Annotated in this window: 4 protein-coding genes and 1 pseudogene; 3 read left to right on the top strand and 2 right to left on the bottom strand. The window is 36.0% G+C overall.

The window, feature by feature from the left end; all coding sequences use genetic code 11:
• Positions 1–184 precede the first annotated feature (184 nt).
• A pseudogene (locus Q0Y61_RS07130) lies at positions 185–2062 on the bottom strand (motility associated factor glycosyltransferase family protein); the annotation flags it as partial.
• A gap of 72 nt (positions 2063–2134) precedes the next feature.
• Positions 2135–3718 (bottom strand): flagellin B, encoded by a 1584-nt coding sequence (locus Q0Y61_RS07135; RefSeq protein WP_297813591.1) that lies wholly within the window; start codon positions 3716–3718, stop codon positions 2135–2137.
• Positions 3719–3875: 157 nt separating this feature from the next.
• On the opposite strand from Q0Y61_RS07135, the gene Q0Y61_RS07140 reads away from it, so the two are divergent.
• The 3 genes from Q0Y61_RS07140 to Q0Y61_RS07150 all read left to right on the top strand — a co-directional run.
• The gene (locus Q0Y61_RS07140; RefSeq protein WP_297813594.1) at positions 3876–5954 is read left to right on the top strand and encodes a hypothetical protein; all 2079 of its coding nucleotides are present in this window, start codon (positions 3876–3878) and stop codon (positions 5952–5954) included.
• Positions 5951–7270 carry a hypothetical protein gene (locus Q0Y61_RS07145; protein ID WP_297813596.1) on the top strand — a complete coding sequence of 440 codons (1320 nt, stop codon included), beginning with the start codon at positions 5951–5953 and terminating at the stop codon, positions 7268–7270. Before Q0Y61_RS07140 ends, Q0Y61_RS07145 begins: the two co-directional genes overlap by 4 nt.
• Positions 7271–7273: 3 nt before the next feature.
• Positions 7274–7810, top strand: a 537-nt coding sequence (locus Q0Y61_RS07150; protein WP_297813599.1) for a radical SAM protein, incomplete at its 3' end; no start/stop codon positions are given.

Raw genomic sequence — 7810 nt, forward strand, 5'->3', positions numbered from 1 at the left:
CAAGAAATCTTTGTAATAGAATCCCTTTAAGAGATTCTATGTTTTATAGATTGCTTTGTTTTTTCGTCTTTTTCCTTGTGGAAATGTTGTGATTGGTTTTCTTAACAGGAGATTGATTGGAGGCATTTGTCGTGTCATATTTCTTTGGAATCTCCATCCAAGTTTTTGCAGCTCTTTTTGCAACTTCCAAAGTTGCGTCCATTCCTCCTGCAAGGGAAAAGAGCCAAAATTTATGCTGATAGAGCCAATCAATTTGTTTCACTTGCTTTTCAGTGAGAGTATGCACAGGGCGCACGACAATTTTAGCAAACTCTAATTCTTGATGCACGATATAAGATTGCACTGCGTCTATAAAGACTTTAATAAAAGTATCTTCTAAAAAGAAGTTTTTTACATCATCAATTTCTTCTAGCAATTTGTCCATTTTGGCAAAATTAATTTTTTCTAGTTTATTTTCGCGATTCAATCGTTCTAATTCTTCGGTCATTTTGACAACTCTTAAGAAAAGTTTTTCCACTAATTTTTTCTTTTTGTAGCCATAATCTAAAAATTCTTTGACTTTGGCTTTCATTTGTTTTTGATTCGCAGCAATTTGTGCTTTAGTAGGTGGTGTGAGTTTTATAAGGGGCTTTTTCACTTTTGGTAGGGATTTTAACACTTCTTCAAAAGGAATCTCTTTCGTTCCCTCAATTCTTGCGCCACCCTCTGTAGCATTAATAACCTCTAGCTCATAAGGCGTTTCTGCAATGTCTTTTTCAAAAAAGTTTAAAAACATTCTCCACACCGCAGTGGTTTCTATAAAACCCTTTCCACCATAAGCTGGGACTAAAATCTTCTCTAGCGCATTGTTTTTTGGTTTATATTGCGATTCATTTTCACCAAAAATTGCGTCTTTAGAATGCGTCTTGCCATCTGGAGCAAAAGCTAAATCCTGCCCGATAAAAATACATTTTTCAAACTTGCTATGCACGATAAGTTCGTAAGCCATATTTGCAGCACTCATTCCAATTCCTGCATAGCCATATTCTTTTAAATCAAAGAATCTTGTATAACCAAAGGGGCGCATACTAAAGCTCTTCACCCCTTGGGTGATAGCATTCGCTGTTGCCCGATGCACGATACTTGTCAGAGCGAAGATCACATCTTTTTGTGCTTTTGTAGGAGTGTTTTTATAAAAATCTGCTGTTAATTCTATGCGTTCTAATGTAACGACAATGTCTGGCTTAATATCGTGCTTCACTAGAATCGGAAAAGAAGCATCAATGCAAAATATCGTTATGTAAGGAGCATATTTCTTTAAAAGTGGAAGTTGTTTATAAAGTGAGGGTCCTGTAGAGACAATGACTGCTGTATTTGTATTTTTGGCTTTTGAAATCAGTTCTAGCATAGGAGGAGTGGTAATCATTTCAGGTAGATTTTCTAAGTGATGTTCTAAACCAATAAGTGCGTCTGTAGAATCATTACCAACAGAAATTACGTGATGCCCTAAAGAACGTGTGATAATTGTATTTAAATCTAAACATTCTTCCCTATATCGTCCATAATAATTATTGTAGAGATGTAGATTATAAATCCGAGAATAAATCCATTGTCCCTCACTAGATAAATAGGCGTCTAAATCGCCAAAGCTAATTGTCTTTGTCCAAAAAATTAAAAGCTTACCCTTTGCAATTTCTTCACTAAAATCTGCAAAATTTAATGCAATATAAATCAACTCTAGTTCTGGCTCAAAAATAAAAAGCTTTTTAATGTTTTGCACATTTTGGTTAAGCAATAAACGATAAAAGATTCCATTGCCAAAACCAAAAAAATAAAAAAATGGATAGAGCTTAAAAGTCTCAAATTCTTTTATTTTTTCTAAAGTTTCCATTAAAGGTTCATTGGGATAAAGGGCGAGTTTGTTTTCTTTATCATAAACATTAATGTTTAAAGGGTCTTGCCCGATATAAACTTCATATTTTTGGTTGGGTTGCAAGAATTGCAACTGACTAGCAAGCAAGGGATTAACTTTGCAAAGAGCTTTAAGATTCTTATCAAAGCGAGAATTTAGAGATTGGGACATAGGATTCCTTGTTGAAGAAATTTAAGTTAAGGTAGCAGATTATATCAAAAAAGCCCAAAGATTGGGCTTTGATTATTGTAGAAGCTTAAGAACATTTTGCTGCACTTGGTTTGCTTGAGACATTGCAAAGCTTCCAGATTGTGCTAGAATGTTTGTTTTAGAGAAGTTTGCTGATTCACTTGCAAAATCCACATCTCGGATTTGAGATTCCGCAGCTTTTACATTGACTTGTGTTACGGTAATATTGTTAATGGTTACGACAAGTTGTTGTTGCACAGAACCCAAATCGGCGCGGATTCTATCTAAGTGTTCTTGTGCAGATTGCGCCATATCCATAACTGCCATCGCACCTTCCATACTTGTTACCCCTGCTCCGATTCCACCTTTATTAATAAATGCCACGGCGGTATTGTAGTTAGCACCAATTGCAGAAGCAACATTTGCATCAAACTCACCATTAATGCTACGGAGATTGACGGTGTATTGTGCAAGTCCTGAGCCTGCTTGAATATTAGTTGCACCAGAGTGCAATCCAACTTGAGAGAAATTTACCCCAGAGACTAAAATATCTCTTGCATTCAAGCGAATAAGGGTTAAACGTCCTACGATTGCGTGTGTTGTGCCAGAAATTCCAGCAAATGAACCACCAGTTGTCATTGGAGCATTCGCACTATTGACACCATTAATTACGTGCGAACCAGCCGATACACTAACAGAAATTGCCCTACCATCATTACTTGTAAGTTGCAATGCACCGGAAATACTAAGGGAAGCATGAACTCCTGTGCGCTCTTTTTGTGCGTTAATTGCAGCAATTAACCTACCATCGTAATCGTTTTTTTGCACATCATTGACATCACCAATTTGGATTCCATTAATTGTTAATCCGCGAATCGTTCCAGAGCCAATTACTCCTGCACCTTGTCCCATTACGATATAGGTAGAACGCACACCTAGCACATCAGAGTTTTTGTTAATCGCCTCTGATAAAGCTCCAATCCCTGTTCCAGCAGACGTAGAAATTTTGATAGATTCAATAGCATAGTTGTTTGTTCCATCAGTATTTAAGAATCTTAAAGAAACTTCAGCCAAGCTGTTTGCTCCAGCACTGACAGACATTTCTGCTGCAGTTTCGTAGCGAACGTGTCCGATTTTTAGAGAGTTTGTTGGTTGAATAGAAGCTTTAACGGTGGTATTAGAATAAGCACCAATTTGAAATTCTTTGTTGGTAAAAGCACCAGAGAGCATTTGTTGTCCGTTAAAGCTTGTCGTATTTGCAATATTGTCCAACTCTTCCATCAGCCTTAAAATATCACTTTGAAGTGCATTTCTTGTGGTAACGGTTTGTCCATCTTGTGCAGCTTGCACTGCTTTGGTTTTGATTAAATCTAAGATTTTGATTTGTTCGTCCATTGCTTTATCTGCGGTTTGAATCATACCAATTGCATCATTAGCGTTGTTGGTTGCTTGACCCAAAGCAGCAGCTTGAGAGCGCAAACTATCGGCAATCGCCATTCCTGAAGCATCATCAGCCGCTTTGTTAATGCGTAAGCCAGAGCTTAATTTCTCTAGCGATTCTGACATATTGCGATTATTCACAATTCCTGAAGTGTGTGCGTTTAGTGCATTCACATTGGTGTATATCCTATAACTCATTATGCATCCTTTGCAAAAAATAAATTTTCAGAATGCTTAAGCAAATGGTGTTCCACTTTTTAGATTAAAATACAAAATTTCGTTAAAAAGTAATTTTTAACTAAAGTTTTGTTAGAATCTGCCGATATTAAAGAATCCTAAAACTAAAAGAATCATTATGCAATCTATACAACTTATTACACAAGAGATTTTGACAAGGTTACAAGAAGCAAGTGATAAGTCAGCTTTAAATGGTATTATAATGCTAATACGTTCCTTGGGAGGTGGGCAGGAGAGCTTGGAACTTCCTCCTAGATTAGAGATGATTACATTATTACGCGAAAAAATCTTGGAATTAATCTATCAAAAGGGTGATATACCAGATTGTCATCTTCTATGGTGCTATGGAATCTTTGGAGATTCTAGTGCAAATTATGCTAGAGAAATTCCGCAAGATATTCGGTTTGATACTTATGTAGATTTATATAAGTTTATCAAAAACACAGAATCCAATTATGAACGTTTATTGATGATTAATTGTGTGAGTGTGGCAATGCTGCTTAGAGGTGAGAGTGAGAGAGCAATTAAGTTTTTTTTGCGTCAGATTATTTATTTGGATTTGGGCGAAAATTATATGGTGGAGTTGAATGCCTTTGTGCTAGAGTTTTTGTTCTATTATAAAGTTCCTATTGAATGGATTTTAGAGATTCAAAAAGAAGCATTAGAGGAAGAGTCTTTTTATCAGCTTCCTGATAGGCAGAAAAAATCCATTTTTTTATGGAGTATGCATATTTTTTGGAATGTCAAGCATTATTTCAATCATTTGAAATGGCGTGAGAATTTTCCTGTGTGGCTTGGGGTTTTGAAGCGGCTTTTGGAGCAGGGGAATTTGGATTTGGCAATGTATGTGGAATTTTACATTTACCATAAATTTGGAAATTCTGCACAGACACAGGAGGATTGGCAGGAATATAATGATAAGGTTGTGAAGATTGTAGAACCTTATTTCGTAGAATATGGTAAAACTTTACCCAAATGCAAAGAGGCAGTGGATAGGAGTGAAGGGCGCAAGGTAAAAATTGGAATCTTAAAGGATAGAATCGTAGAAAATTCACCCTATAAGGTGGAGTATTCTTTGATTAAGGCGTTGCTAAGTGAAGAGGAGTTTGCAAGTCAATACGAAATTGTGGTGTATTCTATGGCGTATATTCAAAAAAGTATGGACGATATGGACGCAATGAAGGCTTTAGTGGAGATTGGTGCGTCTGTGGTGAGTCCTACTTTTGGTTTGATTCAAGAATATAGTTATTATGTGTCGCATTTACAAAAGGCGATGACACTTAGGAATAGAATCCTTGCTGATGAAATAGATATTCTCATCTCTACTGGCACGATTGATGGAAGTGATTTTCTCTTTGCAACGCGTAGTGCGCCTAAGCAGATATTCTGGAGTCACGGAAATGGCAGGTATGATATTAGCGGGATTGATGAGAGGATTTCGCACGCTCCGCCATCAGACTCTCCTTATACATTCAAAGGCTTTAAAATACCTATGGATGAGGATAGATTCTATAATCCACCCCGCGCACCTGAAGCGATTGCGGCAGAGAAAGCCAAATATCCTATCAAGGAAGATACGATTGTGCTAGGTGTGATTGGAAGGCTTGTAAAAGTAGATAGTGATGCGTATTTAGAAGCAATTGCGGAGGTGATGCAAAAGCATAAAAATACGATTTTCATTGCTGCTGGGGCTGGGAATATCCCTGTGATTAGAGAAAAAGTTGAAAAGCTTGGAATCTCGGAGCGATTCTTTATGCCCGGATTTGTAGATCCACATATTTATGGGCATATTATTGATGTATTTTGCAATACCTTTCCTTTGCAGCAAGGGGAGAGCATTGTAGAATATGCTTCCAAAGGAAGAGGTGCATTTGTTACTTTAATTCCTTCAATGGAAGCAAGGAGAAAACAAGTAGATTTCCATCTCAAAGAAAATGAGCGAGAGGTGCAAAAGTGGAAAGGGGGTTATAAAAAATTTGGAATTCCCTTTGATAAGGCTTATCAAATGGCATACAAGGGTATTTTTGATATTATGCAACCTGATACAAAAGAAGGCTATGTAAATGCTTTAAAATATTTTATAGTTCATCAAGACGAAACAATGAAACAGCATTTAAAATCTTATAGACAAACTGCAACCTATGTTTTAGCTTTAGATTCTATTGCGAGATTCAAAGCAATATTGGAGTCTTTATGAAATATTATATTTATGGAAAAGGTGTAAATGGAGAGGGTATTGTAAGCTTTCTGGGGCTTTATTTCCCCAATCAATCCTATGCTTTTATTGATGATAGCAAAGAGGAATCTAGTTTAATAAATCTGCTAGCGCATATCCAACAAGAGGATAGAATCCTTATTGCAAGCACCTTGCATTATGAAAAAATAGAGGAAAATTTAACACAATATCATTTAGAAAATTATGAGAATGGAATCATTTGGTGTGGAGAGATTCTGAATCAGAAACTCAAAGATTATAAAGAATCGCATTGTTTTAAAAAATATATTGGCTTAGTTGTTTGTAAATGGACAGAAAAGCATTTTGTAGATTTAGAATCACAACTTAAAGCCTTGGGCTATGGTGTAATTTATTTTACTTTTTATAGTGAGATTTATAAAAAGTATGCCAAAAAAAATTTTTGTCTTTTTGCTCCACATGCGGTTTTAGAGCGAGTGGTAGAAGTGGAAATGATGCTTCTAACAAATCTTACACCAACAAATGAAAAAGTGATTAGTATTGATATAACACATGGGTTTCAAGGAAGTTTGGTTTATCCGTTTATGAAATTTAGCCTTACAGATAAAGCATTTTTGAAATATTCTTACTCTACTGCGAACTATATTGTATGTGGAAGTAAAAAGATTCATAGGGCTTATGAGGAGTTTTTTCAGAGTATTCAAGAGAAGCCTACGTTATTGGACACAGGATATTTAAAGCTAGATAAAGACGTGCAAGAATTTGAGAAATTTTGCAAAAAGCAACAAGTAGCAGGCATAAAGTCTCAAAATGACATTGTAATTTTTGCCTTTACGTTTTTTGATGAGATTGCAAGAATGATTGTGTTAATGAAGGAATGTTTCAGGCTCAACTTGCGCGTATTTTTTAAGCCACATCCTGTTTATGCAGAGAAGCTAATGCCAAAAATTTTAGAGGCGTTCGCAGGGGAGAAGTTATTCATTGAGGAAATGGAGTCTAAAGAATTATTCTATCATTCACTTTGTGTGGTTACAGATTGCTCTTCTATGGGTTATACTTATCCTTTGACGACAGCCAAGCCAAGTTTGATTTTGGGCGACAATAAACAAGAAATAGATAAAAGCGAAAAATATTATGAGGAGAAACTAATGGTTTCTTGTTCAAAAGATGAAGATTTTCGCGAGTTTTTACAAGAGATAATTGCAACGCAAGAATCTTATCCAGTTAAGGTAAAAATTTATAGGCAAAATGAATGTTTTAACTTTGCTAATGCCACTAAAAGCTTGGTGGAACAAATTGAGTTAATATTAGGAGATTAGACAATGATTGTTAATATAAAAATTACTAACAAATGCAATTACGCTTGTGGAATGTGTCCTTTTCATGGGGGAGGATATAGTGGAGATTATTTTGGCGAAAGAGCGGAGTGGAAAAAAGAAATGACGCTACAACAAATAGAGGAGATTCTAAAAAAATCTCAACAACAAGGAGTAGAAAATATTGACTTCACACCCAATGGAGAATTTTTCACTTATAAACAATGGAGGGAAGTGCTTTCTTTGGTTCAAAAATATAAGATGAAAGCACAATTAACCACTAACGCAGGATTGCTAAGTGAGCAAGATATTAAAGATGCTGTGGATTTAGGAATCTCTCACATAGCAGTGAGTATTGATTCTGTGGATTATGACACTTATAAAATCGTTCGCAAACCTGCAAGCAAACAAGCATTTGAAAATGCAATCTATGCACCCATATTGCTTAAACAATATGGCAATGCAAGAGTTGAGCGGGGGGGGGGGGGGTTTTTTAGTGCAACTTGCAATTTACACGGAGGTTTGTGGGGTGATAAAAAGAAA

This window comes from uncultured Helicobacter sp. (genome assembly GCF_947367035.1).
Lineage (GTDB): Bacteria > Campylobacterota > Campylobacteria > Campylobacterales > Helicobacteraceae > Helicobacter_D.